Below are 26,973 nucleotides of genomic sequence, written 5' to 3'. Positions count from 1 at the left end.
AATTGTCCTCGCATGCTGGCGCGTCTGTCGATCCGTGACATCGTCCTGATCGAACGGCTCGATATCGAATTTTCCCGTGGCCTCGCGGTGCTGACCGGCGAAACCGGCGCAGGCAAATCCATCCTGCTCGATGCCTTTGCGCTGGCGCTCGGCGGCCGCGGCGATGCCGGACTGGTGCGCCACGGCGCCGAACAGGGGCAGGTCACCGCCATGTTCGACGTCCCGAAGGGGCATCCGGCGGCCGGGATTCTGGCCGAGAACGGCCTCGACGACACCGGTGAGATGATCCTGCGCCGCGTGCAACTCGCCGACGGCCGCACCCGCGCCTTCATCAACGATCAGGCGATCAGCGTGCAGACCCTGAAGGCGGTCGGTGCCGCGCTGGTCGAGATCCATGGCCAGCATGACGAGCGCGCGCTGGTCGACGCCTCCACCCATCGCCAGCTGCTCGACGCCTTCGCCGGACACGAGAAGGACGTCGCGGCGCTGGAAGCGCTGTGGGATATCAGGCGGACCGCCAATGCTGATCTCGACGAGCATCGCGCCGGCATGGAGCGCGCCGCGCGCGAGGCCGACTATCTGCGCCATGCCTCGCAGGAATTGAAGACGCTGGCGCCGAAGGAAGGCGAGGAGACCGAGCTCGCGGGTCGCCGCACCACCATGATGCAGGGCGAGAAGATCGCAACCGATCTGCGCGAGGCGCAGGAGGCGATCGGCGGCTCGCATTCGCCGGTGGCGTCGCTGTCGGCGGCGGTACGGCGGCTGGAACGGCGCGCCGCCAATGCGCCCGCGCTGATCGAGCCCGCGGTCAAGGCGATCGATATTGCGATCAACGCGCTGGAAGAAGCCGACCAGCACCTCAACGCCGCGCTGGCGGCAACCGATTTCGATCCGGCCGAGCTGGAGCGCATCGAGGAGCGGCTGTTCGCGCTGCGCGCGGCCTCGCGTAAATATTCGACGCCGGTCGATCTGCTGGCCGCGCTGGCGGCGCAATATGCCGGCGACGTCGCGCTGATCGATGCCGGCGCCGACCAGCTGAAGAAGCTGGAAGCGGCCGCCGGTGAAGCCGACAAGCGCTATGCGGCAGCTGCCGCCAAACTGTCGGCGGCGCGCACCAAGGCCGCCGAGAAGCTCAACAAGGCCGTCAACGCCGAGCTTGCGCCGCTCAAGCTCGAGCGCGCGAAGTTCATGACCCAGGTCGACAGCAACGCGGCCGCGCCGGGGCCGCAGGGCATCGACCGTGTCGAGTTCTGGGTGCAGACCAATCCGGGCACCAAGCCGGGGCCGATGATGAAGGTCGCCTCCGGCGGCGAACTGTCGCGCTTCCTGCTGGCGCTGAAGGTCGTGCTGGCCGATCGCGGCTCGGCGCCGACCTTGGTGTTCGACGAAATCGACACCGGCGTCGGCGGCGCGGTGGCCGATGCGATCGGCTCGCGGCTGGCGCGCCTTGCCGGCAAGGTGCAGGTGATGGCGGTGACGCACGCGCCGCAGGTCGCGGCCCGCGCCAGCCAGCATCTCCTGATCTCCAAAGATGCGCTCGACAAGGGCAAGCGGGTCGCCACCCGCGTCAACGCGCTCGCCGCCGACCACCGCCGCGAGGAGATCGCGCGCATGCTGGCCGGCGCCGAGATCACCGCGGAGGCGAGGGCGGCCGCGGAACGGCTGCTCCGGGCGGCGACAGCGTAATCTCTCCCCTCGTCATTCCGGGGCGATGCGAAGCATCGAACCCTCAATCTCGAGATTCCGGGTTCATCGCTGCGCGATGCCCCGGAATGACCACCTCAGGTACAGATCGACTCGTACAAGTCATTCCACTGCGGATTGCTCGCTTCGATCAATTGCGTCTTCCAGGCTCGCTTCCACTTCTTGAGCTCCTTCTCGCGTGATATCGCGGAGATCGGGTCGTCGTAGATTTCGAACCAAACCAGCTGCGTGATGTTGTATTTGGACGTGAAGCCTGGGACGGCCTTCATTCGATGTTCGTAGACCCGCCGCACGAGATCGTTGGTGATCCCAACATAGATTGCTCCGTCTCGTCGACTTGCTAGAATGTACACGTAGTACGACATGAGCCCCATTTCCCACACAGTCATTCCGGGGCGATGCGAAGCATCGAACCCGGAATCTCGAGATTCCGGGTTCGGTCCTGACGGACCGCCCCGGAATGACGAAAAACTATAGCGCGCCCGTCGCATGGCTAAAGCAGCAAAAAAGAAAGAACTCTCCGACGTCGACAAGCTCACCAAGGCCCAGGCCAAGGTCGAGTTGATGCGCCTTGCGCTCGAGCTCGAAGGTCACGACAAGCGCTACTATCAGGACGACGCGCCGAGCGTCAGCGACGCCGAATACGACGCGCTGCGGCAGCGCTACAATGCGATCGAGAAGCGCTTCCCTGAATTCGTCACCGCGGAATCGCCGTCGCAGAAGGTCGGCGCCGCGCCGTCGGGGCGCTTCAGGAAGGTTCGTCATTCGCTGCCGATGCTGTCGCTCGACAACGCGTTCGCGGAAGCCGACGTGGTCGATTTCGTCGGGCGCATCACGCGCTTCCTCAAGCTGCCGGATGACAAGATCGATTTCTCGGCCGAGCCGAAGATCGACGGGCTCTCGATGTCGCTGCGCTACGAGGGCGGCGAACTCGTCACCGCGGCAACCCGCGGCGACGGCGCCGAGGGCGAGGACGTCACCGCCAACATCCGCACGCTCGAGGACGTGCCGCAGAAGCTGAAGGGCCGCAACGTGCCCGACATTTGCGAGGTGCGCGGCGAGGTCTATATGACCAAGAAGGCGTTCCTCGCGCTCAACGAGCGGCAGAAGGCGGCCGGCGACACCATCTTCGCCAATCCGCGCAATTCGGCGGCCGGCTCGCTGCGGCAGAAGGATCCCACAATCACTGCCTCGCGGCCGCTCGGCTTCTTCGCCTATGCCTGGGGCGAGATGAGCGCGCTGCCGGAGGATACCCAGACCGGCATGATCCACTGGTTCGAGCGGTGCGGCTTCAAGACCAATCCGCTGACCAAGCTGTGCCACTCGGTCGAGGAGCTGATCGCCTTCCATCGCAAGATCGAGGAGCAGCGCGCCGAGCTCGACTACGACATCGACGGCGTCGTCTACAAGGTCGATCGCATCGACTGGCAGGAGCGGCTCGGCTTCGTGTCGCGCACGCCGCGCTGGGCGATCGCGCACAAATTCCCGGCCGAGCGCGCCATGACGGTTTTGCGCGACATCGAGATCCAGGTCGGGCGCACCGGCTCATTCACGCCGGTCGGCAAGCTCGAGCCGGTCGGTGTCGGCGGCGTGATCGTGCAGAACGTCACGCTGCACAATGAGGACTACATCAAGGGCATCGGCAACAAGGGCGAGGTGCTGCGCGAGGGGCGCGACATCAGGATCGGCGACACCGTGGTGATCCAGCGCGCCGGCGACGTGATCCCGCAGGTCGTCGACGTCGTGATCGACAAGCGGCCGAAGAGCGCGAAGGAATTCCACTTCCCAAAGAAGTGCCCGTGCCCGCTGCACACCGACGTGGTGCGCGAGGAGACTGCGGCCGGCGAGGAGGGCTCGCGCGCCCGCTGCACCGGCGAGTTCGCCTGTCCGTTCCAGAAGGTCGAACACCTCATTCTGTTCGTGTCGCGCCGCGCCTTCGACATCGACGGTCTCGGCGTGAAGCAGTTGCAATATTTCTTCGACGAGGGATGGGTCAAGGAGCCGGCTGATATCTTCACGCTGCAAAAGCGCAACGCGAAGCTGAAGCTCGAGGACATCGAAGGCTACGGCGAGACCTCGGTGCGCAATCTGTTCGCCGCGATCGACAGCCGGCGCAGGATTGGCCTGGAACGCTTCATCTACGCGCTCGGCATGCGCCATGTCGGCGAGACCACCGCGCTGGCACTGGCGCGCGGCTATGGCTCCTGGGACGCGTTCCACGATGCCTGCCTCAAGGTCGCCAAGGGCGACGAGGAAGCGATGGCGGAGATGGATGCGCTCGACCAGATCGGCGACACCGTGATCAAGAGCATCGCCGACTATTTCGGCGAGAGCCACAATCGCGGCATCGTCGAGCGGCTGACCGGAGAGCTCGACGAGATCATCGACGCCGAGAAGCCGAAGAGCAATTCGGCGGTCGCCGGCAAGACCGTGGTGTTCACCGGATCGCTCGAAAAGATGACGCGCGACGAGGCCAAGGCGACCGCCGAACGGCTGGGCGCCAAGGCGGCCGGTTCGGTGTCGAAGAAGACCGACTACGTCGTCGCGGGGCCGGGCGCCGGCTCGAAGCTTGCCGAAGCGCAGAAGCACGGCGTCCAGGTGCTGACCGAGGACGAGTGGCTGAAGCTGATCGGGGAGTAGGGTTGTCCGTCATTCCGGGGCGCCTCGAAGAGGCGAACCCGGAATCTCGAGATTCCGGGTTCGATGCTGCGCATCGCCCCGGAATGACGAACTGCTCACATCATCCCCTGCTCATCCTCCTCGGCCTGCGCGATCAGCTCCTCGCTCACCACCACCTGCCGCCGCGGCACGACGAAGATCATGGTGCAGGCGCAGGCGATCGAGATCGCGAAGATCGCCGCAGTCAGCGGCAGCGTCGTGGTGGAGTGGCCGCCGAGATAGGCGCCGAATTGCGAGATCAGCGAGCCGATCCCCTGCTGCAGGAACCCCATGGCGCCCGAGGCGGTGCCGGCGGCTTCGGGCCGGATGCTGATCGCGCCGGCGGCGGAATTGGCCATCACGAAGGCGTTGGCGATCATCACGATCATCTGGGTGCCGAACAGCCAGAGTGGGGCCTGGTTTACTCCGGTAAGACTCCAGACCAAGTTCAACAGGCTGCCGCCGACCTGCAGCGCGAGGCCGAACCAGATCAGTTTCTCCAGCGAGTGCCGCGGCGCGAAGCGCACGCACAAGAGATTGCCGACGAAGTAGCCGAACCCCGTCATCGCGAACCACGCGCCATACTCGGCACTGGTCCGGCCCATCTGGGTCACCACGATGTAAGGGCCGCCGCCGGCGAAGGCGAAGATGATCTGCGACGCCAGCACCTGACACAGCAGATAGCCGACGAAGGCGCGGCTCGTCATCAGCTTGCCGAGGTCGCCGCGAAAGCTGCTGCTCTCGGCGCGGTCGCGGCGGGTTTCCGGCAGCGCCAACGCGATGAAGATCGTGGTGATCAGCGACGCCGCGGTGATGAGATAGAGGATCGCGCGCCAGCCGAATGCGGTCTCCAGCAGGCCGCCGGTCAGCGGGCTCACCATCTGCGCGATCATCAATGCGGCGACGACAAGGCTGATCATGGCGCCGACCCGCTCGCGCGGATAGAGATCGCGGATGATGGCACGGCTGATCACCATGCCGCTGGCGCCGCCGAGCGCCTGGAAGAAGCGCGCCGCGATCAGTTGCGGCAGGGTCTCGGCGAACACCGAGCCGACGCCGGCCACGACCATCAGGCCGAGGCCCGCGAGCAGCACCGGCCGACGGCCGAACCTGTCGGACAGCGGCCCCATGATCAGCTGTGAAAGCGCGATGCCGACCATGTAGAGCGACACGGTCATCTGCGCGATAGAGATGTCGCGGCCGAAGGTGGTCGCCAGCACCGGCAGCGCCGGCACCAGCATGTAGAGCGAGATCGGCGCCACGCCCGTCATCACGACGAGCATCAGCAGCATGACCTTCGATGTCGCGATGTTGTCTTTGGCCGCGCCGGGCGGCTTGCCCATCACGCCGTGCATTCAGGTCCGATCCAGCATTGTGGAAAGACTGTAGCGTGCCCGTCCGCGCGGAATACGGGTGTTTCGGCATACGCCCATGCGATTTCAGGAGACGCGGTGACGATGTTTCGTCTCGCGCAATAAACGCTCTGTCGTCAGCTGCGAATTCCGCTGTCGTCCTCCGCGAAAGCGGGGGACCCGGTATTCCAGAGGCAGGCGTATTTGAATTGAGAGGCCGCGGCGTACTGGATCCTCCGCTTTCGCGGGGGATGACACAGAGCATTGGGGGGACGACGTCGAGCGTGCGGATGCCTGGGCGCGCCGCTACTTCAGCGCCGCCGTCGCCTCGTCCAGCCACAGCTTGGTGGCGTTGTCGTCGAGATGCGGCCGCACCACATGCGCGACGCGGGCGTGGTAGTCGTTGAGCCAGCTTAACTCGTCCGGGCTCAGCATGCTGACCTCGATCAGGCGGCGATCGATCGGCGCCAGCGTCAGCGTCTCGAATGCATTGATCGGCTTCTCGGCGCCGGCAATGTCGGTGCCGATCACGAGCTCGAGGTTCTCGATCCTTATGCCGTAGGCGTCGGTCTTGTAGTAGCCGGGCTCGTTCGACAGGATCATGCCGCGCTTCAGCGGCGTGGTGCCGAGCTTGGAAATCCGCGCCGGCCCTTCATGGACGCTGAGATAGCTGCCGACGCCGTGACCGGTGCCGTGCTCGAAATCGATCCCGGCCTGCCAGAGATATTGCCGCGCCAGCGTGTCGAGCTGCGCGCCGGTGGTGCCGTCGGGGAAGATCGCGCGGGCAATCGCGATATGGCCGCGCAGCACGCGGGTGAAGCGGTCGCGCATCTCGTCGGTCGGCTTGCCGATCGCGACGGTGCGGGTGACGTCGGTGGTGCCGTCCTCATATTGCGCGCCGGAATCGATCAGCAGGAGATCGCCGGGCTCGATGCGGCGGTTGCTCTTGCGCGTCACACGGTAGTGCACGATGGCGCCGTTCGGCCCGGTGCCGGCGATGGTCGGGAAGGAGACGTCCTTCAGCGCGCCGGTCTGGCGGCGGAACGTCTCCAGCGCCTCGACGGTGTCGATCTCGGTGAGGCTGCCGGAGGGCGCCTCGCGATCGATCCAGGCGAGGAAACGCACCAGCGCCACCGCGTCGCGCTGATGCGCCGTGCGCGTGCCCTCGATCTCGGTGACGTTCTTGACCGCCTTCAAGAGGCTGACCGGATCGCTGCCGCGCACCGGCTTGCCGCCGGCACCCGCGATCAGGCGGCTCAGGGCGTCGGCTGCGGTCACGTTGTCGAGCGCGATCGAGGCGCCGCGCTTGGCGAGCTCGGTGAGTTTTGCCGCCAGCGCCGCGGGCTGCTCGACATCGGCCGATTGCTCGAGATGGTCGCGTGTCGAGTTGGACAGCTTGCGCTGATCGATGAACACCAGCGGCCGGCCTTCCTTCGGTACCAGCGCATAGGACAGCGGCAGCGGCGTATGCGAGACGTCGGCGCCGCGGATGTTGAAGGTCCAGGCGACCGCGTGGCTGTCGGACAGCACCAGCGCGTCGACGCCGAGCTTGTTGATCTCGAGGCGGATGCGCTTGAGCTTCTCGGCTTCGATCTCCCCGGAAAACTGCGCGCCGTGGATCGTGACCGGACCGAGCGGCGGTGCCGGCCGCTCGTGCCAGATCGCATCGAGCGGATTGCTGTCGACGGCGACCAGTTCCGCGCCGGCCTTGGCGCAGGCCGCGGCCAGCCGTTCGGCTGCCGCAGAAGTGTGCAGCCAGGGGTCAAATCCTAGGCGGTCGCCGGCCGCCAGATGCCGGGTCAGCCAGTGCTCCGGTGGCGGCTCGACCAGCGGCTCGACCTGCCAAGCCTTGCGGTCGACCTGCTTGCCGGCCTGCAGCGTGTAGCGGCCGTCGACGAACAGGGCGGCCTCCTTGCTCAGCACGATCGCGAGCCCGGCCGATCCGGTGAAGCCGGTCAGCCAGGCGAGCCGCTCCTCGGAGGCTGCGACATATTCATTCTGCTGCTCATCGGCGCGCGGAACCACGAATCCGGTCAGCTTGCGCCGCGCCAGCTCCTCGCGCAGCGCGCTCAAGCGGGCAGTCAGCGCCACGCCGCCTTCAGGCTCTTCGAACGTCTGGAAATGGGCTTCGAACATCGCCGTCGCACTCTCTTCGGATGGGGCATGACCTTCGCGCGAGCGCGGTCAAGCATGACCATATTTTTGGCATAACTTATGCTTGAATATGGCATAGTGGAATTGGCCGGACGATGTCCACTGCACGTCAACGGTCAAGCGTACGGGGAGTGTCCAGGAGTGTCTCAACTCAACGGTGAGGAGATGCACGATGCCTGCATTCACGTTTGAGAAGATCTCGCCGCCGGTCCGCCGCGGCCCGATCGCGCCGGTCGAACAGAAGCAGCGCGGCGTCATCGTCCAGATGCTGGACCGCCTTGTCGAGGCGCGCGCCAAGCGTGCGGCCGGTCAGGACAAGGTCGAGACCATCCGTAGCGATTCGCCAGCGCCCGAATAAACAACCCGCGGATCGCGGCTACCGTTCCAGATCGGAAGCCTTCGCCACGGTCACATTGACGACCTTGCCATCCTCGAGTTCGCGCACGATCCGCTCATCGGGGCCGACGATGCCGAGATCGAATTCGCGCTCGGGCGTCACGAGCGTCATGCGCTGGCCGGCGATCACGACGACGGTCATGTCGAGCGTCTCGCCGGAGATCGCCCATTCCCTGAGCTCGTTGCAAAACGGCACTTTGCGCCAGGCGTCGGGGAAGCCCGGATCGCATCTGACCTCAAGACCATCTTCCGACGTGGTCAGGACGAGCTTCGACCTGGAAGGCTTCCAGTGCTCCTCCAGCAGCTCGTTCGCTAGCCAGACGCAGCTGAACGAGCGGCATTCCATAGGCCGCCCCGGATAGATCCGGCAGCCGCGCCCCGGTTTGCAATGCGGGCACCACGTGTTGGCGGGCTTGGCCAGTTCCTCGATCGCCATCACCTTGCAGCAGAGCGTGCAGTCGCCGCACTGTCTGCCGGTCGCGGTCACTTCACGGAGCGCAGCAGCAGGCTGCTCCAGCCCTCGATCTTCAGATGCCGCAGCGGCACCAGCCCGCGGGCACGGTAGGCGGCGATGACCGCCGGCGCCTGGTGCGTCAGCAGGCCGGAGAGAATGACCTGCGCCGACGAGGCGAGGTGACGCGCCATCGGGCCGGCCAGCTGCCGCAGCGGATTGGCGAGGATGTTGGCGAGCACCAGGTCGAACGGACCGTCCTCGGCGAAGCGCGGAGCGGCAAAGCCGGTGGCGCGGATCACGTCCACCAGATCGCCGGCGCCGTTCAGCCGGGCATTCTCCTCGGCGACCCTGACCGACGGCGCGTCGATGTCGCTCCCCAGCACCTTGCCGTGCAGCGCCTTGGCGGCGGCGATCGCCAGCACGCCGGTCCCGGTACCGAGATCCAGCACGCGGCGGGGCTGATACGCCTTCAGCACGTGGTCGAGCAGCAGCAGGCAGCCGCGGGTGGTGCCGTGATGGCCGGTGCCGAAGGCCAGCGCCGCCTCGATCTCGATCCCGAGCTTGTTGGGGGGTATCCGGTGCCGGTCATGCTGGCCGTGGACGATAAAGCGGCCGGCGGCGACCGGGACAAGATCCTCCAGGCTGGCCTTGACCCAGTCCTTGGCCTTCACGGTATCAAAGACTAAAGTAGATGCGACATCCTGCCGCACCACTTGGCCGACCAGCTCGCGCAGTAAATTTTGGTCCGGCGGCTCGGCAAAATGGACGGTGACGTCCCAGCGGCCATCCGGCCGCTCGAAGGCCGCAAACGCCGCCTGATCCTCGAAAAACAGCTCGGAAAGCGCGTCTACCACGCGCTTTGCGGTCGATTCATCTGGAAGGGTGACGCTGGCGCGGTGTGTGGACGGGGTCATCGGAGGCCGGTAGCGCGGTTTTTGTTAAAATTTCAAGCCGGATTCAATCGAATATCGCGAGAATTGAGAGGTTCCCGGTTCAGACAACCTTAGATGTTGCCGTACTACTACGGCGGCGGAACTGGGAACACCCTTCGTTCCAAGGCATCACAACCAAGGGCAGGGCTGCAATGAAGGCTTTTATCGTTAAGTTTTTGCGGAATGAATCCGGCGCGACCGCCATCGAATACGGACTGATCGCAACCGGTATCGCCATCGCCATCATCGCTGCGGTGAATGGCGTCGGCACGGCACTGAGCGGGACCTTCAACTCGATCAGCGGCTCGCTGAAGTAATTTCTCGAACGGCGTTCTCAGGGAAGCACCGGGCGACATGTCGCCCGGTGTTTTCTTTTTGACCGATTGTCCACAGAGCCACACGCAGCTTGTCGACAAGACATCAACTGCGTTCTCCCGGGATTGTCAGCGTCGATCGCACAGCCGGTCCACAGCGACGTCCACCGGTTATCCCGTCTTGAGACAAGGCCGCTATCCACCGCAGGCCCACAGCTTCTCAACACGCCTGTCCACAGCTTGTCCCGCGGCCCGCGGTGTGTCGTCTACGAGAACAGCGCGCGATGGTCGGCCAGGATAGCCCGCGCGGCATTGTGGCCGGGGGCGCCGGTGACGCCGCCGCCGGGATGGGCGCCGGAACCGCAATGGTAGAGACCCTTCAGAGGTCCGCGATAGTCGGCATGGCCGAGCATCGGCCGTGCCGAGAACAATTGGTTCAATGTCAGCGCGCCGTGAAAGATGTCGCCGCCGAGCAGGCCGAATTGCCGCTCGAGGTCGAGCGGCGACAGGATCTGGCGGCCGATCACGCTGCCTGCGAACCCGGGGGCGTAGTGGTCGACGGTTGCGATCATCAGATCGGCGACCTCCTCGCGATGATCATCCCACGATCTGCCGTCGGGCAGTTGCGGCGCGACGTGCTGGCAGAACAGGCTCGCGACATGCTGGCCCGGCGGGCTCAGGCTGTCGTCGAGCGTCGAGGGGATCAGCACCTCGACGACCGGAGCGCGGCTCCAGCCGAATTCGCGCGCATCGTGCCAGGCGCGATCCATGTAGCCGAGGCTCGGAGCGATGATGATCCCCGCCGTGAGGTGATCCCCTAGGCCGGGCAGCGCGGTGAACGAGGGCAGGGCACTTAGCGCCACATTCATCCTGAACGTGCCGGACCCGTTCCGCCATCGTGAGATGCGCGCGCGAAACTCGGGCGCCAATGCGCCCTCCGGCACCAGGCGCGTGTACAGCAGCTTCGGATTGACGTTCGAGACGACGTATTTGGCGCGCACGGTCTTGTCATTGTCGAGGACGACGCCGACGGCGCGCTGCTTCTCGACGATCACCTCGCTGACGGCAGCATCGGTTTCGATCTCGACGCCATGGCTGCGCGCGGCACGCGCCATCGCCTGGGTGATCGCACCCATGCCGCCGATCGCGTGGCCCCAGACGCCTTTCTTGCCGTTCACCTCGCCGAACGCATGATGCAGCATCACATAGGCCGAGCCCGCCGCGTAGGGGCTGGCATAATTGCCGACGATGGCATCGAAGCCGAACAGCGCCTTGACGAGGTCGTTTTCGAAACGCTCATCGAGCATCTCGCCGGCCGATCGCGTGAACAGGTCGAGCAGATTGCGCTGCTGTTCCATCGACAGCCGGCGCAGGATGTTGGCGGTGCCGAGCGCGTTGAAGGCCTCGCTGATCGCGTCGACACCAAAACCTTCGACGAGGTTCGGCGGCGCGCGCAGCACGAACTGCCGCAGCACGTCGGCGATGGCTTCGAGTTCCCCTGAGAACACGCCGATTGCGGCCGCGTCCTTGTGGCTGAGCTTTTCGACCGACTTCCCGGGTCCGGCCTTCGCCGGTCAAAAGATAGCTGCCGTCGGGCGCGGGGAGGAAGTTCTGCGCGCGCCGCTCGACGATCCTGAGGCCGTGATCGGCAAGTTTCAGGTCAGACATGATCTGCGGATTGAGCAGGCTCACCGTGTAGGCGGCGACCGAATTGCGGAAGCCCGGGCAAAATTCTTCGGTGACCGCGGCGCCGCCGACCACGTTGCGGCGTTCCACGACCTTCACGCGCAGCCCGGCCATCGCGAGATAGGCCGCGCAGGTGAGGCCGTTGTGCCCCGCACCGATGATAACGACGTCTGTTTCGTTCATGTTCGCTTCAAGAAGCAGTGATTACAGCCTGCTGTGGCGCCGCAGCGCCGCGTCGTCAAGTCCGCGTGACCGCCGTTTCTTGTCCGTGATAGTGCCGTATGCTCAACTGAAATCCTCCGGTGGGGTGCCACCGGACTGTCCGCCTCCGGCGCCCGCCGGGTCCATGCCGGAGCTTTCATGACGTCTGAGCCGACCGCCTCGCGCAACCGGCTGGTGCTGGTTGTCTACACCGCCGCGATCTTCGTCAGTGCCCTGTTGCTGTTCTCGGTGCAGCCGCTGTTCACCAAGATGGTGCTGCCGCGGCTCGGCGGCTCGCCGGCGGTGTGGTCGGTGGCGATGGTGTTCTTCCAGTCGCTGCTGCTCGGCGGCTACGCCTATGCGCATCTCCTGATGAAGCTGAACGGCCGTATTGCGCCGGTCGTGGTGCATCTGGTGCTGCTCGTCGTCGCGTTGCTGACCTTGCCGCTGGCGATCAGGAGCGGCTGGGGCGAGCCGCCGACGTCCGGCTATGCGATCTGGCTGCTCGGCCTGTTCGCGGTTTCGATCGGCCTGCCGTTCTTCGCGCTCGCCGCCAACAATCCGCTGCTGCAGGCCTGGTTCGTGCGCACCGGACATCCCAATGGTCCCGATCCGTATTTCCTCTACGCATCCTCGAACATCGGCAGCTTCCTCGCGCTATTGTCCTATCCGGTGCTGCTCGAGCCGATGTTCACGTTGCGCATCCAGAATCTGATCTGGACCGGTGGTTATGGTCTGCTGATTATTCTGATCGCAAGTTGCGGCGTGCTGCTGTTGCGGTCGCCGGCCAATGCCGCCGCGCTTGACATGCAGGTCGATGACGCCAATGCGCCGGCGCCGTCCTGGCCGCTGCGGGCGCGCTGGATCTTCCTCGCCGCGGTGCCGTCCGGCCTCTTGATCGCGGTGACGGCGCATATCTCGACCGACGTCGCCGCCGCGCCCCTGCTGTGGGTGCTGCCGCTGTCGCTGTATCTCTTGACCTGGGTGCTGGTGTTCCAGTCGCGGCCGCTATTGCCGCACAAATGGATGCTGCGGGCGCAGCCGCTGGCGATTGCCGGCGTCGTGATCCTGCTTGCGGTCGGCGGCGAGCAGAACCTGCTGCTCACGCTCGGCGGCCATCAGCTCTGTTTCTTCATCATCGCGATGGCCTGTCACGGCGAGCTCGCGCGCACCCGCCCGGCGGCGAAATATCTCACCGGCTTCTACGTCGCGCTGTCGTTCGGTGGCATGGTCGGCGGCCTGTTCGCGGGGCTTATTGCGCCTTTTACTTTCTCGTGGGTCGCCGAATATCCGATCCTGCTGGCGCTCGCGGCGCTATGCCGTCCGCCCGGCGGCGCGGAGCGGCTGCCGCGCTGGAGCGCCTGGTACTGGCCGTTCCTTGCGGTGCTGGCGGTGGCGCTGATCGCGCCGAGCCATTCGGCCGGCGACATCTTCAACTGGTTCGATGTGCACCGGGTCTGGGTGATCGGCGCGGTCGGCGTGCTCTCGGCGCTGCTTGCGCTCGCGCTGAACGCCAATCGCTGGAAGATCTTCGCCACCGTCGTGGTCGCGTTGGTGGTGCTGCGCGCCTATCCATCCGACGACGGCCGCGTCGAAACCGTGCGCAGCTTCTTCGGCGTGCACAAGATCGTGGTGACGCCGAACGGGCAGTATCACGTGCTGATGCACGGCACCACGATCCATGGCGCCGAGAAGTTCAAGAACGATGACGGCACGCCGGTCGCCGGAAAGCCCGAACCGATCAGCTACTATTACAAGGATGGCGGCATCGGGCGGGCGATCACTGCAATCCGCGAGCGCAAGGGCGCGCCGCTGAAAGTGGCGGTGATCGGGCTCGGTTCGGGGACGCTGACCTGCGCGTCGGCCCCCGGCGAGGACTGGCGCTTCTTCGAGATCGACCAATCGATGGTCGATACCGCGCGCGATCCGAAATACTTCACCTACATCCAGAACTGCGAGCCGAACCTCAAGCCCGTCATCGGCGACGCGCGGCTGACCTTCGCCAAGGAGCCGGACGGCGCCTACGATCTGATCATCGTCGACGCCTATTCGTCGGACGCGATCCCGATCCATCTCGCGACCGAGGAGGCGATGGCGATCTACAAGGAGAAGCTGGCGCCGCAGGGCGCCGTCGTGATGCACGTCTCCAACCGCCACCTCGAGCTTGCCAGCGTCGTGGTCGGCATCGCCGACGCCAACGACATGAAGAGCTGGGTCTATAGCGAGGATTCCGGCCGCGACAACGAGTACATCTTCTCGACCTCGGTCGTGGTCTCCGCGCGCGAGGAGGAAGACGTCGGCAAGCTCGCATCGTCTGATGTCTGGACCGAGACCGAAGCCGACGAGAAGCAACGGGTCTGGACCGACGACTATTCGAACGTGCTGGGTGCAGTGTACCGCCGACTGCGCGACGGCGAGCAGTAGGACCTGCAAGCCGAGCCAATCGCGGCGGCTTCCGCGCGATAATTCTCTAGCGATCGGCTACCAGCAGTCTGGCGAACTGGGGCTTGACGATCGCGGCAAACATTCCGGGATCGTCGAAAGCCCTCGCCGAGAGCATTGCCCCATGAACCGATGCCATCAGCATCTGGGCCTCCTCGTGCGGCCGCTGGTCCAGCCGGAACAGATGCTGTTCCGCGCCGGCCTGCAGCACCGAGGTGAGCCATCCCGCAAGATGATGGAAATGGGCGCGGACGCGCGATGCGACCTCGTCCGGCAGCATCGGCATCTCGCCGGCAAGCATCGCGCAGACGCAGAACGGCAGCGAGGCATCGCCGATGCACGCCTGCCAGAAGTTCACGTAAGCCTGCAGTTGGTCGGCCGGGCTTGCGAATTGCTCCCGAAGCGACTTCAGGCCCAGCTCGGTCTGCTGCCGGTAGCGATCCACCAGCGCCGAGACCAGCTCGGCCTTGGTCGGGAAGTGATGGTGGATGCTCGCCTTCCGGATGCCGATGGCATCGGAGATGTCGGCATAGCTGAAGCCGTTGTAGCCCCCGGCGACAATGAGGGGCTGCGCGACGTCGAGAATTTTTTCAGAAGTCGAAGTCATCACGTTCACGTCATGCCTACCTTCCAGTAGGTAAATCCACAAGATAAATCAAGGCTTTCCTCTCCTCACAGGGCGTCCGAGCGCCAGATTGACTGGAATCCATCAACTACCTACTAGTAGGAAGGCAACAAGGAGCCCTGTCAATGCAAAGCCACCTTTCGACCCAATCCACCTGGCTGCGATCCTATTATCTCGGGCGCGCCATCTTCTCGGTCGCCTGGGTCGCCGCCGCCGTTCTGTTCAGCGGCCAAGCCGGCCCTGCCGCGGTTCTGCTCGTGATCTACCCGGCGTGGGACGGCATCGCCAATCTGGCTGATGCCCGGGTCAATGGCGGCCTGAAGGCCAACCCATCCCAGGCCCTGAATGTCGCGGTCAGCGCGATCACGACGCTCGCCGTGATCGTGGCGCTCAGCCACAGCAGCTATGCCGTCCTGGCCGTGTTCGGGGTTTGGGCGATCCTCGCGGGCGTGCTGCAATTGTACACCGGCGTCAGGCGCTGGCGTCATTATGGCGCGCAATGGGCGATGATCCTGAGTGGCGCACAGTCGGCACTCGCCGGCGGCTACATGATCAGCCAGTCCATCGGCACCGTTGCGCCGACCATTCTCGACGTCGCTCCCTATGCGGGCTTCGGCGCGTTCTATTTCCTGCTTTCCGCAATCTGGCTCGTTGCCACCGGCTATCGCCACGCGCGCGCCTAGAGTCAAAGCAAGAAGCTGGAGCTCCGTTCCGATCCAATCGGAACGGAGAGCTGTCCGACAGCACCGGAGAGCGCGAACTCGCCTTCAGCGCGACGCGACTATTTGTTCTCTGGCGGCGCCGCACTCGCGGAGGCGGGCGTCGAGGCGGCGAGCAGCGGCATCGTCGGCGTGCTCTCGCCGGCATCCTCGTCGAGGAATCGCTCCACGCCGGCCTGGATCGACGATTTCGCGCTGTCCGGGCCGCGGTCGCTGAGATCGTTGTGCTGGAATTCGGTTCTGACCACCTTGATGCCGAGTCTCGCACAGGTCTCGTCGTCGGGCACGACGCCGGGATCGGCCTTGAACACCGGATCCCTGGAGCGGAACGAGAGGATCTTGATCTTGCCGTCGGTGATGAAGGGGACGCGCAGATTGTCCAGCGTGACGACCTTCTTGACCAGGTCGGGGTGCTGCTTGGCGAAGAACATCGAGATGTCGCCGCCGTTGGAATGGCCGATCAACGTCAGCTGGCGATAGTTTGCGTTCGGGTAGAGCTTCTTCAGCTCGTCGATCGCATACATGATGTTGAAGACGCCGCGATTGTACTGCATGCGGCGGCCGACATATTCCTCGCCGACCTTGGTAACCATCGGCGCGTCGGTGTCGAGATCATGCTGAATGCTGATCACGAGGTATCCGCGCGACGCGAACAAATTGGTGAGGAACGAGTACTCGGTGTTCTTGACGGTGTTGCCGTGGCTCAGGATCGCGACCGGCAGCTCGATCATCTCGGCCATTGCCTGCATTTGCCGGTCGCGGCGCACCGCGACCTCGACCGTGACGTCGCGGTCGTCGCGCAGAACGTCGTGGAACGTCAGCGTCGTGTGACGGATGGCCCATCTGTCCGTCGTGAAATAAGCGGCCATCGCCACGATGCACAGGCAAAGGACAATGATGCCCCGTTTCATGTCGACCTCTGATCTAGCCTACGTGACCCGCGCTTCTCGCCCTGATTTCATCGGGCATGCCGCATGAATCGGCCTCCAGGGGCCAGGCGGGCGCTTGTGCCGCCGAATATCGGGCTAGTTTTACAATCAGATGACGACGCGACGACGGGCCACGGCGCACGATGACGGGCGCTCTTTGCGACGGTCACAAGCGGGTGAGGGGAGCGTGAACTGACGGCGCCCTGCCTGCGGCGCCGTCACGGATCAAGAGCGTGCGGCAGATTTTCTTGACGCGTTTTCTTCACGCGAACCGGCGTCCACTTCGATCGAAAACGCTCTAGTCCTGATAGGTGTTGCCGTAGAAGCCGCGCGACTGATAGGCGGGGCGCGGCTGGTAGTAGCCCTGCGGCGCCGGTGCGTAGCCCTGATTGCCGTAATACTGCTGCTGCTGGCCATAGGCCTGCGCGTCGTAGACACGGCGGCTTGACGGCGGTGCCGGATAGCGGCGATCGGTCGAGCTGCCGTCGGCTGGATAGATGTAGCCGTCGTCGGTGCGGACCTGCGCCGGATAGTCGCGCGGCTGCGGCGTCAGCACGACCGGGTCGCCGGCGGCGGCGGTGCCGTACTGCTCGTCATATTGCTGCGGTGCGCGGCGGGCGACGGCGGTGCCGTTGCGTCCACGCGGATTGCGCGCCAGCGCGACCTGCGACGAGCCGGTCAGCGTCACGGTGGTGTTGAGCACGCCTTCCTTCTGGACCAGGGAGTAAAGCGTGGTTGCGTTGTCGCGCGACAGCCGCACGCAGCCATGCGAGGCCGGCGAGCCGAGGCGGCTCACCGAGTCGGTGCCGTGAATCGCGTGCCCGATCTTGGTGAAGAAAATCGAGTGCGGCATCGGCGCGTCGTCGAATTCCTTGGAGTAGTGATCCTCTTCCATGCGGAAGGCGCGGAAGCTGCCGTTCGGCGTTTCGCGCGACGGGATGCCGGTCGAGACCGGCCAGTGATAGCGCGCGACGCCATCGACCGCGACGGTCATCTGCTGGTTGTCCTTGTCGATGGTGATATCGACTTTGGCCTGTGCGGCACCGGCGGTGAAGAGCATCACGGACGTGAACGCAATGAGGAACGAACGCATTTTACCTTTGGCCTCCAGGCCTGCTCGCGAAGCCGCGGCTCTCCGTCCCCGGCAATCAATATGCACGGAATCCGAACTTGGTTCCAGTGGCGGGCCAAGGCCGTGATCAATCGCCATGGTTAATCCCGTGCGCGGCGCAAACAAGGCCGAAGCCGGGCTTGCCTGTCACGGCGAGCTGACTTTTTCGCGAGCAGGCCGCGACCACGGCCCGATTGGTCTCCGACACGCAACCATTTGGCCGCATGAGCGTTTAACAAATCCCCGCCCGGCGGCGCGTTCGCGCCGCGCATCAAGGAATCCAGATGAACAACACCAAGGTGAAGACCGCGGCCGTCGTCCCAGCCGGCCTCTCCGCGCGGCTCCTGCTTGCGGCCGCAGCCCTCGCTTTGACGCTGGTCGCAGTCCCCCACGCCGGCCATGCCCAAGGCATCGTCCGCGGCGCCCACGAGGGCGCCTATGAGGGCAACCGGGTCGCCGGCCCAGTGGGCGGCGTGGTTGGCGGTGCTGTCGGCGCCGGCGTTGGTGGCGCCATGGGCGCGGTCAAGGGCGTGTTCGGCATCCCGGATCGCGGTTACCGCCGTGGCCACCGCTGCCGCGGCTATTACCGCCACGGCCATTTCCACTGCTATTGATTGGGATTGTCATTCCGGGGCATGCGAAGCATGAACCCGGAATCTCGAAGTGACGGCGTGAGATTCCCCGATGCGCAATTGCGCATCTGAGGTTCGCGCTAAGGCGCGCCCCGGAATGACTTGCTTGCAAGTCAGTTCTTCAGCCGGTAGCCGGTCCTGAAGATCCACGCCACGATGGCCATGCAGGCCACGAGGAATCCCACGGTCATGCCGAGGCTCAGCGGCACGCTGACATCGGCGATCTCGTAGAAGCTCCAGCGGAAGCCGGAGATCAGATAGACCACGGGATTGAGCAGGGTGATGGTGCGCCAGCCCGACGGCAGCATGTTCACCGAATAGAAGCTGCCGCCGAGGAAGGTCAGCGGTGTCACCACCAGCATCGGGATCATCTGCAGCTTCTCGAAGCCATCGGCCCAGATGCCGATGATGAAGCCGAACAGGCTGAAGGTGACCGCCGTCAGCACCAGGAACGTCAGCATCCACACCGGATGCTGGATATGCAAGGGTACGAAAAGCCCGGCCGTCGCCAGGATGATCAGGCCGAGGATGATCGACTTGGTGGCGGCGGCGCCGACATAGCCGATGACGATCTCGAAATAGGAGATCGGCGCCGACAGGATCTCGTAGATCGTGCCGACGAATTTCGGGAAGTAGATGCCGAACGAGGCGTTGGAGATGCTCTGGGTCAGCACCGACAGCATCACGAGCCCCGGCACGATGAAGGTGCCGTAGCTGACGCCCTCGACCTCGGTGATGCGCGAGCCGATCGCGGCGCCGAACACCACAAAGTACAGCGAGGTCGACACCACGGGCGAGACGATGCTCTGCAGCAGCGTGCGCCAGGTGCGCGCCATTTCGAACAGGTAGATGGCCCGGATTGCGCGGTAGTTCATGGCGCCCTCACGAGGCTGACGAAGATGTCTTCGAGGGAGCTTTGTTTGGTATCGAGGTCCGAGATGCGGATGCCGGCATTGCGGAGATCGTTGAGCAGGCTGGTGATGCCGGTGCGGTCGCCTTTGGTATCGTAGTCGTAGGTCACGGTGCGGCCGTCGTCGGACAATTCGAGATTGTAGGCAGACAGAACATCGGGAATGGCCTCGAGCTTGTTCTGCAACTGCAGGGTCAGCTCCTTCTTGCCGAGCTTCTGCATCAAGGTCGCCTTGTCCTCGATCAGGATGATCTCGCCCTTGTTGATGACGCCGATGCGGTCGGCCATCTCCTCGGCTTCCTCGATGTAGTGCGTGGTCAGGATAATGGTGACGCCGGAAGCCTGCAGCGTGCGGACCACCTCCCACATGCCCTTGCGCAATTCGACGTCGACGCCGGCGGTCGGCTCGTCGAGGAACAGGATCTGCGGCTCGTGCGACAGCGCCTTGGCGATCATCACGCGGCGCTTCATGCCCCCGGACAGCGTGATGATCTTGTCGTCCTTCTTGTCCCATAGCGACAGGTCGCGCAGCACCTTCTCGATATGGGCGGGGTTCTTCGGCTTGCCGAACAGGCCGCGGCTGAAGCTGACGGTCGCCCACACCGACTCGAACGCGTCGGTGTGCAGTTCCTGCGGAACCAGCCCAATCATCGACCGCGCCGCGCGATAGTCGGCGATGATGTCGTGCCCGCCGATCGTGATGCGGCCCTCGCTCGGATTGGCGATGCCGCAGATGATGCTGATCAGCGTGGTCTTGCCGGCGCCGTTCGGCCCGAGCAGCGCGAAGATCTCGCCTTTGACGATATCGAGATTGATGCCCTTCAGCGCCTTGAAGCCGGAGCCATAGGTTTTCGAAAGATTGGATACGGAGATGATCGGCGACATGGAGAGTCGGTGAGCGTGAGGGAGGGGGCGCGCGCGGATTGGGGCCCGGGCAGGCGCGTGATGCGGGTTCAGCCCAGATAGGAACGCACGGTCCGTTCTGCAATCGGTCGGCGAGGGAGAAATTTATTCTGCAGCGTGCACCGCTCCCGCTTGCGGGCAGGGCCATTGCATACGGCGCTTGCGGCCTCTGCAACTCACGTGTCCACGTATCGAGGCCGGGCTCGAACGAGGCTGATAGCCTGCCGCCTCAGGGGCGCACTACCAAAATATCGAAAACAACCCCATGCAAAGGAGCCGGCGGCCGGCGGCGCATATTGCAACTTGACCCGTCGGGCAAATCAGCGGTAATCTTCTATTATTCCGAAATCGTGGAGGCGCCGCTCGCCCCGGGGACATCGTATACGGGCGGGAGGGGGACGCAGTTCCCACGCCCCGATATTCAATCCAATCAGTGCTTCTTGGCTGATTTCGCCGGCTTCTTGGCGGCGGCCGTCGGGGCAGGGTGCGCGGGCGGCGCGCTGTCGGCGACCTTCGCGACCAGCATGATCTGCACCTGGTTGTTGACCGGCGCGTTGGGTTTGGTCGGGTCGAGCAACTGCTCCTCGCCGAGCCCGACCGACTGCAAGCGCTTCGCGGTGATCTTGAAGGTGTTGACCAGGATGTCGCGGATCGCGTCGGCGCGCCGCTGGCTCAGCAGCACATTGTTCTCGCGTCGTCCGGTCGATTCGATGTGGCCGACGATCAGGAAGGTGTAGGGCAGCAGCGAGGAGTGCGTCAGCGCATCGGCGATCCGCCCGACCGTCTGATACGACTCCGGCAGCACGATGGGCGTGTCGACGTCGAACGCGATGTCGACGTTAAACGTCGGCAGCTTGGTCAGGTCGGGAGCGATCGGCGGCCGCTTCGAGGGCGGTGGCTCGTTCTTCGATCGCGACTTCGATCGTTCGGCCACCTGCTGGCGCAGCGCAGGGACATCGACCTCGGCATCTGTCTCAAAATGATTGAGCTTGGCGATGACGTCGTCGCGTGTGATGGCGGTCTGCGCCGGCGCTGGCGCAATCGACATCGCCAGCAAAGCCAGCGTGCCCAGCAGGGCCAAAAGGCCAGGATCGCGCAAGCCTCGCCTCGACAGCCGCATCATTGATACCCCGCGTCATTGATCGCCTGGGTGCAATTGCGGCTGAGGCCCTTGGCGCTGACGAGGCAGGGCACCGACTTGCTGGTCTCCTTGGTCGAGCCGCCGCAGACCTTGACGATCTCGCGGGTGCAGGCATTCGCAACGGTGACGCGCGCCGCGATCCGCTTCTGGATCGCATCGAGGGTGGAGAAGTAGCTCTCCTTGCACTGCGGCGAGATCACGTCGCGGTTGCGCGACAGGCATTCCTTGAGGCGGTTGGAGTCGAGATTGACGCCGCGGCAGTTCGCGGTGATGTCTGCGCCGCAGGCCTTGGCGAGCTGGGCTGCCGAATCGCCAAAGCTCATCGTCTCCGCGACCGCCAGCGACGGCGCGGTGAGCGCGATGACAAAAAGGAAAAACCTCCCCCGGACCATGGATCCATCTCAACCCATGAAATCAACTGGGGTCAAGGGCTACCAACAGAGAAGACCGCCAAAGAAGGTCGCCAAAGAAAGGTCGCTATGTCACACCCGTTGCACAAAGCTGTCGACCACCTTCTTCTCGCCGGCCTTTTCGAAGGCGATGGTCAGCTTGTTGCCGTCGATCTTCACCACATGGCCGTAGCCGAATTTCTGGTGAAATACCCGGTCGTCCAGCGAAAAATCCGACGTTGTGCCGGTGGACTTCGCCACCAGCTCGCCCTCGATCACGACAGGGCCGCGCTTGGTGCGACTGAAGCTTTCGGAGGAAAAGGAGGATTGCCGCTCCTCGAAGCCGCTGCCGCTACGGCCCCCGCCGCCGCGGTTGCGGTTGGCCTGGGCGCGCTGCCAGCCCGGGGTCGAATAGCTCGAGCCGAATGATTCGAGGTTGTCGAAGCGCGAGGCGCCATAGCCGCCGCTGCCGCCCCAGCCCGATCCGCCCTTGGATTCGGTGATTTCGACATTGTGCGCCGGCAGCTCGTCGAGGAAGCGCGAGGGGATCGTGGTCGACCAGGTGCCATGGACGCGGCGGTTGGTGGCGAAATAGATCTTGGCGCGGCGGCGCGCCCGGGTCAGCCCGACATGGGCGAGGCGGCGCTCCTCCTCGAGCCCGGCGCGGCCCTGTTCGTCCAGCGTGCGCTGGCTCGGAAACAGGCCTTCCTCCCAGCCCGGCAGGAACACGTTGTCGAATTCCAAGCCCTTGGCCGAATGCAGCGTCATCAGCGACACCGCCTCGTCGCCGGCCTCGCCGTCGCGGTCCATCACCAGCGAGATATGTTCGAGAAATCCTTGCAGGTTCTCGAATTCCTCCATCGAACGCACCAGCTCCTTGAGGTTCTCCAGCCGGCCCGCGGCATCAGCCGAGCGGTCCTTCTGCCACATCTCGGTGTAGCCGCTCTCGTCGAGCACGATCTCGGCGAGCTCGGTGTGCGAGGTGACCTCGCGCTGGGCGCGCCAGCGGTCGAACTGCATGACGAGATCGCGCAAGGAGCTGCGCGCCTTCGGCTTCAGCTCGTCGGTCTCAACCACGGCGCGCGCCGCCTCGAACAGCGGAATGCGGCGCTTGCGGGCATGGTCGTGCAGCAGCTGCACGGTGGCGTCGCCGAGCCCCCGCTTGGGCACGTTGACGATGCGCTCGAAGGCGAGATCGTCGGCGGGTGAATTGATGGTGCGCAAGTAGGCCAGCGCATCGCGGATTTCGGCGCGCTCATAGAAGCGCGGCCCGCCGATCACGCGGTAGGGCAGGCCGAGCGTGACGAAGCGGTCCTCGAACTCGCGCATCTGGAACGAGGCGCGCACCAGGATGGCGACGTCGTTGAGGTTTTCGCCCGCGCGCTGCAGTTCCTCGAGCTCCTCGCCGATCGCGCGCGCTTCCTCTTCCGAATCCCAGGAGCCGGTGACGGTGACTTTCTCGCCGTCGACATCCTCGGTGCGCAGCGTCTTGCCGAGCCGGCCTTCATTATGCGCGATCAGATGCGAGGCCGCGGCCAGGATGTGGCCGGTGGAGCGGTAATTGCGCTCGAGGCGGATGACCTTGGCGCCGGGGAAATCGTGCTCGAAGCGCAGGATGTTGTCGACTTCGGCGCCGCGCCAGCCATAGATCGACTGGTCGTCGTCGCCGACGCAGCAGATGTTCTTGAGAACGGTCTGCTCCCTCTCCCCGTCCTTCACGGGGAGAGGGTTGGGGTGAGGGGCTCTATCCTCGAGCTCAGTCCGCGGAGAGTCCCCCTCACCCGGCGCGCCTTGCGCGCCGACCTCTCCCCGCAAGCGGGGCGAGGTAAGCTCGCCCGGGATCACCGCCGAGAGCGGCTGGCCCGGCCGCGACGGTGCCTGCGACAGCAGGCGCAGCCACAGATACTGCGCGACGTTGGTGTCCTGATATTCGTCGACCAGGATGAACTTGAAGCGGCTCTGGTACTGCCGCAGCACGTCTGGATTTTCGCGGAACAGCCTGATGTTCTCGAGCAGCAGGTCGCCGAAATCGGCCGCGTTGAGGATCTTTAACCGCTCCTGATAGGTCGCGTAGATCTTGCCGCCCTTGCCGTTGCCGAACGAGGCGGCTTCGCCCGCCGGCACCTGCGATGGCGACAGGCCGCGATTCTTCCAGCCGTCGATCAGGCCGGCCAGCATCCGCGCTGGCCAGCGCTTGTCGTCGATGTTCTCGGCCTGCAGCAATTGCTTCAGCAGCCGCACCTGGTCGTCGACGTCGAGCACCGTGAAGTTGGATTTGAGCTGCACCAGCTCGGCATGGATGCGCAGGATGCGGCCGCCGATCGAGTGGAAGGTGCCGAGCCACGGCATGCCCTCGACCGCCTGGCCGAGCATCTGGCCGAGCCGCAGCTTCATCTCGCGCGCCGCCTTGTTGGTGAAGGTCACCGACAGGATCTCATGCGGCCGCGCGCGGCCCTGGCTCAGGATATGCGCGATGCGCGTGGTCAGGACGCGTGTCTTGCCGGTGCCGGCGCCGGCAAGCACCAGCACCGGACCGTCGAGCGTCTCGACCGCCTCGCGCTGCTCCGGATTGAGGCCGTTCAGATATTGCGGACCGGCCGCCGCCCGCGCACGCGCGGCGATGCCGCCAGCCGCCGGCTGGTGCTCGGGAACGCCGTGATGGGGCAATTTGCTCGGCTCGGTCATTGGCGAATCGTCTCGGCCCCACGATGGCACCGCAGGATGGTGAAGGGGAGCCTTCTTAACAGGGATTGAAGGCCATATAGGGCCTGATCGGCCGTTTTGACAGGTTTTATCGCGATCGACAGGAACGCTTTTGGCAGCAGCCCGCAGTCAATCGCGGTTCCGGAAATCGGCGAAAATTTCGCGGTTTCATGCTCAGGAACCAGCATTTCCCCGCCGGATTGTTTCAACAGGTGCGGCGCCGGGCAGAGGTTCGCGCCGAGCAACAACAGGGAAAACGAAGCGGAGTTTTGATCATGCTGAGCTGGGTCGTCACGTTCCTGGTCATCGCCCTGATCGCGGGCATTTTGGGCTTTGGCGGCATCGCCGGCGCCTCCGTCGAAATCGCCAAGGCGATCTTCTTCATCGCCGTCATCCTGTTTCTGGTGTCGGCGGTGGTCGGATTGGTACGCGGCCGCACAAGGGTCTAGCGAGGCCGCGAACCGGCGGCCGCTTCGCTTGAAAACGGCAAGTTATTTCGCCGAGGGCATCGCCACGTTGCGGCCGATGCCCTCGGGACGCGATACGCCCACATAGCTGTCCACGATCGCTTGCGCGCGGGCGCGGATATCGGGCGGAAACGGCGCTACCTTGCGCGCCTCCATGTCGATGTGCAGCGTGAGATTTTCCGAGGTCGCGGAGAGCCAGCCTTCGGTGGCATGGCGCAGCTCCTCGAACGTGTGCAGCCGCTTCTCGTCGGCGCCGAGCAGGTAGACCTGGACCTGCACGGGATCGCCGAGATGAATCTCGCGGAGATAGCGGACGTGGCACTCGGCGGTGAAGGTCGAGCAGTGCCGCGCCTTCATGTAGTCCGGCCCGATGCCGAGCTGCAGCCACATCTCGTCGATGGCGCGGTCGAACATCACGTTGTAGTAGGCCATGTTGAGATGGCCGTTGTAGTCGATCCATTGCGGCTCGATCTGCATCACCGAGGATCTGAACGGGGCCGATGGAAGCGGCATCTCGCTGGTGGCAGTCGCTGAAGTCATGATCCGTCCCCGGTTCGTTGGCGTTCGAGCATGAGCTTTTCTGTGACTCCGGCGTCCACTTTTTCAAGTCAGGCTCTCTTGACCCCTTATACAAGCTTTGCCACGGTCGGCTAAAGGTGGGAGGAAATTTGACGTGGCGACAACGATTTCGGGCAATGTGACGCGACCTGATCCGCAGGCCCTGAAGCGCGCGATCGACGCGCTGGCGGCGCGGTTCGGCAACCGGCTCGTCACGTCGCAGGCGGTGCGCGAGCAGCACGCCCATACCACCACATGGCTGCCGACCCAGCCGCCGGACGCCGTCGTGATGGCGCAGGAAACCGCCGACATCCAGGACGTGGTGCGAATCTGCGCCGCCAATCGCGTACCGGTCATCGCCTTCGGTACCGGAACCTCGCTCGAGGGTCAGGTCAACGCGCCCGCGGGCGGCATCTGCATCGATCTTCGCGACATGAACAAGGTGCTCGAGGTCCATGCCGAGGACCTCGACTGCGTGATCCAGCCCGGCGTGACGCGGAAGGCGCTCAACGAGCATCTGCGCGACCAGGGCCTGTTCTTTCCGATCGATCCCGGCGCCGATGCCTCGCTCGGCGGCATGACCTCGACCCGCGCCTCTGGCACCAACGCGGTGCGCTATGGCACCATGCGCGAGAACGTGCTGGCGCTGAAGGTGGTGCGCGGCGACGGCGAGATCATCACGACAGGCACGCGCGCCAAGAAGTCGTCGGCCGGTTACGACCTGACGCATCTGTTCGTCGGCGCCGAGGGCACGCTCGGGATCATCTCCGAACTGACCATCCGCCTGCGCGGCATTCCCGACACCATCGCGGCGGCGGCCTGTTCGTTCGACACGGTGCGTGGCGCCTGCCAGGCCACGATCCTTGCGATCCAGACCGGCATTCCGGTCGCCCGGATCGAGCTGCTCAATGCCGCGCAGGTGAAAGCCTGCAACAGCTACTCGAAGCTGTCGCTGCCGGAGACGCCGCTGCTGCTGCTGGAATTCCACGGCAGCGAGGTCGAGGTTGCCGAGCAGTCGAAGAATTTCCGCGACATCGCCGCCGAATGCGGCGGCGGCGACTTCACCTGGACCACCAAGCCTGAAGACCGCACCAAGCTGTGGCAGGCCCGGCACGACGCCTACTGGTCGGTAAAGGCGCTGCGCCCCGGCGACGGCATCGGCGTGGTCGCGACCGACGTCTGCGTGCCGATCTCGCGGCTCGCCGACTGCGTCACCGAGACCGAGGAGGATCTGCAGCGGCTCAACCTGCTGTCGCCGATCGTCGGCCATGTCGGCGACGGCAATTTCCACTGCTCGCTGCTCTGCGACGTCAACGACAAGGGCGAGATGGCGCGCGGCGAGGAGTTCATGCACCGCCTGGTCGAGCGTGCCCAGGCCATGGGCGGCACCTGCACCGGCGAGCACGGCATCGGCCAGGGCAAGCAGAAATACTTGCAGGCCGAGCTCGGTCCGGAGGCGCTCGACGCGATGCGGGCGCTGAAGCAGGCACTCGACCCGCAAAACATCTTCAATCCCGGAAAGATCGTCCCGGCCGCCTGAGGCGTCGTCACGCCGCGCAGCGTTCGCGAGCCCGCGCGCGGCGCGTGTTATAC

General features: G+C 64.9%; 24 protein-coding genes and 1 pseudogene. 9 read left to right on the top strand and 16 right to left on the bottom strand.

Annotated elements, in window-relative coordinates:
* The first annotated feature begins 12 nt into the window (after positions 1 to 12).
* Complete coding sequence (recN, locus tag ACVMIH_RS16815; protein WP_076824138.1) at positions 13 to 1,686, top strand: DNA repair protein RecN; 1,674 nt, start codon at positions 13 to 15, stop codon at positions 1,684 to 1,686.
* Between the two features lie 95 nt (positions 1,687 to 1,781).
* On the opposite strand, the gene ACVMIH_RS16810 is transcribed toward recN, so the two are convergent.
* Positions 1,782 to 2,069, bottom strand: coding sequence for a GIY-YIG nuclease family protein (locus tag ACVMIH_RS16810; RefSeq protein WP_057015104.1), 288 nt, complete (start codon positions 2,067 to 2,069; stop codon positions 1,782 to 1,784).
* 124 nt (positions 2,070 to 2,193) lie between these two features.
* Here ACVMIH_RS16810 and ligA point away from each other — a divergent pair, with 124 nt between their 5' ends.
* Complete coding sequence (ligA, locus tag ACVMIH_RS16805) at positions 2,194 to 4,344, top strand: NAD-dependent DNA ligase LigA (RefSeq protein WP_057015005.1); 2,151 nt, start codon at positions 2,194 to 2,196, stop codon at positions 4,342 to 4,344.
* 95 nt (positions 4,345 to 4,439) lie between these two features.
* Here the strand turns inward: ligA and ACVMIH_RS16800 are convergent, their stop codons facing one another.
* Both ACVMIH_RS16800 and ACVMIH_RS16795 read right to left on the bottom strand, forming a co-directional pair.
* Positions 4,440 to 5,717 (bottom strand): multidrug effflux MFS transporter, encoded by a 1,278-nt coding sequence (locus ACVMIH_RS16800; protein ID WP_456862537.1) that lies wholly within the window; start codon positions 5,715 to 5,717, stop codon positions 4,440 to 4,442.
* A 303-nt stretch (positions 5,718 to 6,020) separates the two neighbouring features.
* On the bottom strand, positions 6,021 to 7,850 hold the full coding sequence (locus tag ACVMIH_RS16795; protein ID WP_456862536.1) for an aminopeptidase P family protein: 1,830 nt from the start codon (positions 7,848 to 7,850) through the stop codon (positions 6,021 to 6,023).
* 190 nt (positions 7,851 to 8,040) lie between these two features.
* Between ACVMIH_RS16795 and ACVMIH_RS16790 the strand changes: the two genes are divergently transcribed.
* Positions 8,041 to 8,226 carry a hypothetical protein gene (locus ACVMIH_RS16790; RefSeq protein ID WP_028342170.1) on the top strand — a complete coding sequence of 62 codons (186 nt, stop codon included), beginning with the start codon at positions 8,041 to 8,043 and terminating at the stop codon, positions 8,224 to 8,226.
* An 18-nt stretch (positions 8,227 to 8,244) separates the two neighbouring features.
* Here the strand turns inward: ACVMIH_RS16790 and ACVMIH_RS16785 are convergent, their stop codons facing one another.
* Together ACVMIH_RS16785 and ACVMIH_RS16780 are read right to left on the bottom strand one after the other, a co-directional pair.
* Positions 8,245 to 8,751 (bottom strand): hypothetical protein, encoded by a 507-nt coding sequence (locus tag ACVMIH_RS16785; protein ID WP_229190140.1) that lies wholly within the window; start codon positions 8,749 to 8,751, stop codon positions 8,245 to 8,247.
* The gene (locus ACVMIH_RS16780; protein ID WP_456862535.1) at positions 8,748 to 9,632 is read right to left on the bottom strand and encodes a 50S ribosomal protein L11 methyltransferase; all 885 of its coding nucleotides are present in this window, start codon (positions 9,630 to 9,632) and stop codon (positions 8,748 to 8,750) included. The genes ACVMIH_RS16785 and ACVMIH_RS16780 overlap by 4 nt, the downstream gene beginning before the upstream one ends.
* Before the next feature lie 170 nt (positions 9,633 to 9,802).
* Here ACVMIH_RS16780 and ACVMIH_RS16775 point away from each other — a divergent pair, with 170 nt between their 5' ends.
* Entirely contained in the window at positions 9,803 to 9,967 is a 165-nt protein-coding gene (locus ACVMIH_RS16775; protein WP_016841571.1) for a Flp family type IVb pilin, read from the top strand.
* Between the two features lie 263 nt (positions 9,968 to 10,230).
* Here ACVMIH_RS16775 and ACVMIH_RS16770 read toward each other — a convergent pair.
* Positions 10,231 to 11,833 (bottom strand): annotated as a pseudogene (locus tag ACVMIH_RS16770) (phytoene desaturase family protein).
* A gap of 177 nt (positions 11,834 to 12,010) precedes the next feature.
* Between ACVMIH_RS16770 and ACVMIH_RS16765 the strand changes: the two are divergent.
* Entirely contained in the window at positions 12,011 to 14,275 is a 2,265-nt protein-coding gene (locus ACVMIH_RS16765; RefSeq protein WP_456862533.1) for a spermidine synthase, read from the top strand.
* A gap of 46 nt (positions 14,276 to 14,321) precedes the next feature.
* Here the strand turns inward: ACVMIH_RS16765 and ACVMIH_RS16760 are convergent, their stop codons facing one another.
* A complete protein-coding gene (locus ACVMIH_RS16760; RefSeq protein WP_141341106.1) occupies positions 14,322 to 14,909 on the bottom strand; it encodes a TetR/AcrR family transcriptional regulator in 588 nt (195 codons plus the stop codon).
* Between the two features lie 134 nt (positions 14,910 to 15,043).
* Here ACVMIH_RS16760 and ACVMIH_RS16755 point away from each other — a divergent pair, with 134 nt between their 5' ends.
* Positions 15,044 to 15,601, top strand: a complete 558-nt coding sequence (locus ACVMIH_RS16755) for a DUF308 domain-containing protein (RefSeq protein ID WP_456862531.1) — start codon at positions 15,044 to 15,046, stop codon at positions 15,599 to 15,601.
* A 98-nt stretch (positions 15,602 to 15,699) separates the two neighbouring features.
* On the opposite strand, the gene ACVMIH_RS16750 is transcribed toward ACVMIH_RS16755, so the two are convergent.
* Both ACVMIH_RS16750 and ACVMIH_RS16745 read right to left on the bottom strand, forming a co-directional pair.
* On the bottom strand, positions 15,700 to 16,548 hold the full coding sequence (locus ACVMIH_RS16750) for an alpha/beta fold hydrolase (protein ID WP_456862529.1): 849 nt from the start codon (positions 16,546 to 16,548) through the stop codon (positions 15,700 to 15,702).
* 316 nt (positions 16,549 to 16,864) lie between these two features.
* Positions 16,865 to 17,659 (bottom strand): L,D-transpeptidase, encoded by a 795-nt coding sequence (locus ACVMIH_RS16745; protein ID WP_316393745.1) that lies wholly within the window; start codon positions 17,657 to 17,659, stop codon positions 16,865 to 16,867.
* Positions 17,660 to 17,961: 302 nt separating this feature from the next.
* Between ACVMIH_RS16745 and ACVMIH_RS16740 the strand changes: the two genes are divergently transcribed.
* Entirely contained in the window at positions 17,962 to 18,291 is a 330-nt protein-coding gene (locus ACVMIH_RS16740) for a hypothetical protein (protein ID WP_018273009.1), read from the top strand.
* 131 nt (positions 18,292 to 18,422) lie between these two features.
* Here ACVMIH_RS16740 and ACVMIH_RS16735 read toward each other — a convergent pair whose 3' ends face one another.
* The 6 genes from ACVMIH_RS16735 to ACVMIH_RS16710 form a co-directional block, all read right to left on the bottom strand.
* Positions 18,423 to 19,184 carry an ABC transporter permease gene (locus ACVMIH_RS16735; protein WP_028342160.1) on the bottom strand — a complete coding sequence of 254 codons (762 nt, stop codon included), beginning with the start codon at positions 19,182 to 19,184 and terminating at the stop codon, positions 18,423 to 18,425.
* Positions 19,181 to 20,104, bottom strand: coding sequence for an ABC transporter ATP-binding protein (locus ACVMIH_RS16730; protein WP_018273008.1), 924 nt, complete (start codon positions 20,102 to 20,104; stop codon positions 19,181 to 19,183). The genes ACVMIH_RS16735 and ACVMIH_RS16730 overlap by 4 nt, the downstream gene beginning before the upstream one ends.
* Positions 20,105 to 20,552: 448 nt before the next feature.
* Positions 20,553 to 21,245, bottom strand: coding sequence for an OmpA family protein (locus tag ACVMIH_RS16725; RefSeq protein WP_076824165.1), 693 nt, complete (start codon positions 21,243 to 21,245; stop codon positions 20,553 to 20,555).
* A complete protein-coding gene (locus ACVMIH_RS16720) occupies positions 21,242 to 21,655 on the bottom strand; it encodes a hypothetical protein (protein WP_057015016.1) in 414 nt (137 codons plus the stop codon). The genes ACVMIH_RS16725 and ACVMIH_RS16720 overlap by 4 nt, the downstream gene beginning before the upstream one ends.
* Positions 21,656 to 21,745: 90 nt before the next feature.
* On the bottom strand, positions 21,746 to 24,337 hold the full coding sequence (locus ACVMIH_RS16715) for an ATP-dependent helicase (protein ID WP_456862526.1): 2,592 nt from the start codon (positions 24,335 to 24,337) through the stop codon (positions 21,746 to 21,748).
* Positions 24,334 to 24,603, bottom strand: a complete 270-nt coding sequence (locus tag ACVMIH_RS16710; protein WP_057015018.1) for a hypothetical protein — start codon at positions 24,601 to 24,603, stop codon at positions 24,334 to 24,336. The genes ACVMIH_RS16715 and ACVMIH_RS16710 overlap by 4 nt, the downstream gene beginning before the upstream one ends.
* 27 nt (positions 24,604 to 24,630) lie before the next feature.
* Between ACVMIH_RS16710 and ACVMIH_RS16705 the strand changes: the two genes are divergently transcribed.
* Positions 24,631 to 24,804: a DUF1328 domain-containing protein gene (locus tag ACVMIH_RS16705; RefSeq protein ID WP_016846258.1), complete on the top strand. Its 174-nt coding sequence runs from the start codon at positions 24,631 to 24,633 to the stop codon at positions 24,802 to 24,804.
* 42 nt (positions 24,805 to 24,846) lie between these two features.
* Here ACVMIH_RS16705 and ACVMIH_RS16700 read toward each other — a convergent pair whose 3' ends face one another.
* On the bottom strand, positions 24,847 to 25,335 hold the full coding sequence (locus tag ACVMIH_RS16700; protein ID WP_028332516.1) for a thioesterase family protein: 489 nt from the start codon (positions 25,333 to 25,335) through the stop codon (positions 24,847 to 24,849).
* 160 nt (positions 25,336 to 25,495) lie between these two features.
* Between ACVMIH_RS16700 and ACVMIH_RS16695 the strand changes: the two genes are divergently transcribed.
* Positions 25,496 to 26,920 carry an FAD-binding oxidoreductase gene (locus ACVMIH_RS16695; protein WP_316393758.1) on the top strand — a complete coding sequence of 475 codons (1,425 nt, stop codon included), beginning with the start codon at positions 25,496 to 25,498 and terminating at the stop codon, positions 26,918 to 26,920.
* Positions 26,921 to 26,973 lie beyond the last annotated feature (53 nt).

This window comes from Bradyrhizobium sp. USDA 4503, from assembly GCF_054055815.1.
This window is presented reverse-complemented; position numbering and strand designations above follow the sequence as displayed.

Coding starts and splice junctions, on each gene's coding strand:
- recN (WP_076824138.1), top strand. CDS start 13: ATGCTGGCGCGTCTGTCGATCCGTGACATCGTCCTGATCGAACGGCTC.
- ACVMIH_RS16810 (WP_057015104.1), bottom strand. CDS start 2,069: ATGTCGTACTACGTGTACATTCTAGCAAGTCGACGAGACGGAGCAATC.
- ligA (WP_057015005.1), top strand. CDS start 2,194: ATGGCTAAAGCAGCAAAAAAGAAAGAACTCTCCGACGTCGACAAGCTC.
- ACVMIH_RS16800 (WP_456862537.1), bottom strand. CDS start 5,717: ATGCACGGCGTGATGGGCAAGCCGCCCGGCGCGGCCAAAGACAACATC.
- ACVMIH_RS16795 (WP_456862536.1), bottom strand. CDS start 7,850: ATGTTCGAAGCCCATTTCCAGACGTTCGAAGAGCCTGAAGGCGGCGTG.
- ACVMIH_RS16790 (WP_028342170.1), top strand. CDS start 8,041: ATGCCTGCATTCACGTTTGAGAAGATCTCGCCGCCGGTCCGCCGCGGC.
- ACVMIH_RS16780 (WP_456862535.1), bottom strand. CDS start 9,632: ATGACCCCGTCCACACACCGCGCCAGCGTCACCCTTCCAGATGAATCG.
- ACVMIH_RS16775 (WP_016841571.1), top strand. CDS start 9,803: ATGAAGGCTTTTATCGTTAAGTTTTTGCGGAATGAATCCGGCGCGACC.
- ACVMIH_RS16765 (WP_456862533.1), top strand. CDS start 12,011: ATGACGTCTGAGCCGACCGCCTCGCGCAACCGGCTGGTGCTGGTTGTC.
- ACVMIH_RS16755 (WP_456862531.1), top strand. CDS start 15,044: ATGCAAAGCCACCTTTCGACCCAATCCACCTGGCTGCGATCCTATTAT.
- ACVMIH_RS16750 (WP_456862529.1), bottom strand. CDS start 16,548: ATGAAACGGGGCATCATTGTCCTTTGCCTGTGCATCGTGGCGATGGCC.
- ACVMIH_RS16745 (WP_316393745.1), bottom strand. CDS start 17,659: ATGCGTTCGTTCCTCATTGCGTTCACGTCCGTGATGCTCTTCACCGCC.
- ACVMIH_RS16740 (WP_018273009.1), top strand. CDS start 17,962: ATGAACAACACCAAGGTGAAGACCGCGGCCGTCGTCCCAGCCGGCCTC.
- ACVMIH_RS16735 (WP_028342160.1), bottom strand. CDS start 19,184: ATGAACTACCGCGCAATCCGGGCCATCTACCTGTTCGAAATGGCGCGC.
- ACVMIH_RS16730 (WP_018273008.1), bottom strand. CDS start 20,104: ATGTCGCCGATCATCTCCGTATCCAATCTTTCGAAAACCTATGGCTCC.
- ACVMIH_RS16725 (WP_076824165.1), bottom strand. CDS start 21,245: ATGATGCGGCTGTCGAGGCGAGGCTTGCGCGATCCTGGCCTTTTGGCC.
- ACVMIH_RS16720 (WP_057015016.1), bottom strand. CDS start 21,655: ATGGTCCGGGGGAGGTTTTTCCTTTTTGTCATCGCGCTCACCGCGCCG.
- ACVMIH_RS16715 (WP_456862526.1), bottom strand. CDS start 24,337: ATGACCGAGCCGAGCAAATTGCCCCATCACGGCGTTCCCGAGCACCAG.
- ACVMIH_RS16705 (WP_016846258.1), top strand. CDS start 24,631: ATGCTGAGCTGGGTCGTCACGTTCCTGGTCATCGCCCTGATCGCGGGC.
- ACVMIH_RS16700 (WP_028332516.1), bottom strand. CDS start 25,335: ATGCCGCTTCCATCGGCCCCGTTCAGATCCTCGGTGATGCAGATCGAG.